Source organism: Paenibacillus sp. y28 (genome assembly GCF_037137075.1).
GTDB lineage: Bacteria > Bacillota > Bacilli > Paenibacillales > NBRC-103111 > JBBBNV01.
Window position 1 is genome coordinate 1 of the sequence record NZ_JBBBNV010000081.1, and the last position, 1,814, is coordinate 1,814.

Consider the following 1,814-nt stretch of genomic DNA (forward strand, 5'->3'; position numbering starts at 1 on the left):
GCCCCCCGCTTCATTCTCTGAATCTAGCATACACCATAATTCGCCATTTTCAGAGCCCCAAGGGTGCGGAATGTGAGATTTTATGAGTTATGAAGAACATATTATAAAGAAGCTTATGGCACATGGGCCAGTCTTATTAAAAGGCGGAAGAGGTACGGGCAAAAGTGCTTTAATGCGTGAAGCTAATAGGAGATTGAACGAAAACGGTTTAGGCTCTAGTGCTATTGGGATATATTTAAGTCTGAGACACCTCCCTTTACTAAGAACTCGAGGAAAGCAGTATGAAGTTGAACTACTACGTATTTTAATTGACAAAATCAGCAAAGAGTCATATGAAAAATATAACTTTAATTTCACTTCGGAACCAGAAGTTTATGAAGTGCATAAAGAATTAGTAAGACTATCAGAACACGTAAGCAAAAGAATAGTATTGTTTTTTGATGATGCGGCACATATCGGTAGGGAAGCAGCTCTGGAAGAATTTTTTGATGTGTTTAGAACGCTTTCAAGCAGCAATGTTTCTTGTAAAGCGGCAATATACCCAGGAGTTACTCGTTTTGGGAATCGATTTGATATCTATAATGATGCTACAGTTGTTGAAATTTCCCGAAGAGAAGATCAAGAAGATTTCGATCAGTTCTTTTACATGGTAATGCAATCACGTTTTCAGGAAGAACTCAATGAAAAAAACTTTTCAATTAATGTCAAGGAAGTAGCATCCTTTTTAGGACAATCAGTTGTTGGTAATGTACGATCTTATGTTAAAGCATGCTCAATACTTCTGAATACAGAGAAAACTATAGGGTTTCCCATTCTATCAGAGGTAATGTTGGAATTGAGTCGAGATTACTATTGGCCAATGATTGATGAAATAAGATTGAAAATTGGCATATATGAAGCATTGATTGAACCTTCTGAGAACTTGGCTGAAATAGTATATCAACATTGTGGGGCGAAAAATATGACCTCTTGTATCATTCACAGAAGTATTGTGAACAGAGTAGATAAAGCGTTAGAGATACTGGAGTATACTGGTTTTATTGCTAGAAGAGAAGTCTCCAGAGGGATGAAATCAGGTGGGAGGGGAACAAGATTTGTTTTAAACTTATGTAATCTGCTCGAGGTAATACCAGGAACAAGATTAACAAAAGAGTTATTCGATCAATGGAGTAAACGAGAAGGTGAGGACGTACAGTTTTCGCAAAACAGTGTGTTATCATTTATTGATTGGCCAGAAATACCAGAAGATAAAAACTTATCAATCCTCGAACTCCCGATAGAAAAATTAAAAAAGTCGGATATGTTCCCATATGGAATTACTGACAATAAGTTGGAAATCCTCAAAGACCATGGGTACGATTCGGTAGGGAAACTAGCCGAAGCATCTGACGAAGAGATATTAAGAATTGATGGTATAGGCGAGAAATCATTGGAACGATTCAAAAGTGTTTTAGGTCAGGCTATTTGGATGTAAATAATAACGGCGAATTGTGGTTTTGCACAGACACGGTTCGCCTCCATTACTGAAAACCCTGTACGTTATTTCAACTTCAAAATTGTTGATATCCTTTGATGGTTGAATAACGATACGGTGGACGTACTCTTGAAGCACTTGCTTCTTGTCCTCTTCATCACTGGACATGAGCGAGTGCTTTTTGTCATTTATGATTTGGTATATTAATTGCTCGTCAAGCACTGTGGTGTTCAGGAGTATTTCTGCTCTTTGAAGATTTATACCTGACATTTCGCACCCTTGAGCAATGTGAAAAAGAAATAAAAGAAAACGAGAAAAGATGTCGAATACCTCTGTAGAG

Annotated in this window: 2 protein-coding genes; one reads left to right on the forward strand and one right to left on the reverse strand. The window is 37.4% G+C overall.

The window, feature by feature from the left end:
- Positions 1–82: 82 nt before the first annotated feature.
- Positions 83–1,474 carry a hypothetical protein gene (locus tag WBG83_RS22300; protein ID WP_336747585.1) on the forward strand — a complete coding sequence of 464 codons (1,392 nt, stop codon included), beginning with the start codon at positions 83–85 and terminating at the stop codon, positions 1,472–1,474.
- On the opposite strand, the gene WBG83_RS22305 is transcribed toward WBG83_RS22300, so the two are convergent.
- On the reverse strand, positions 1,451–1,814 hold a 364-nt coding region (locus WBG83_RS22305), incomplete at its 5' end, for a hypothetical protein (RefSeq protein ID WP_336747586.1). The genes WBG83_RS22300 and WBG83_RS22305 overlap by 24 nt on opposite strands.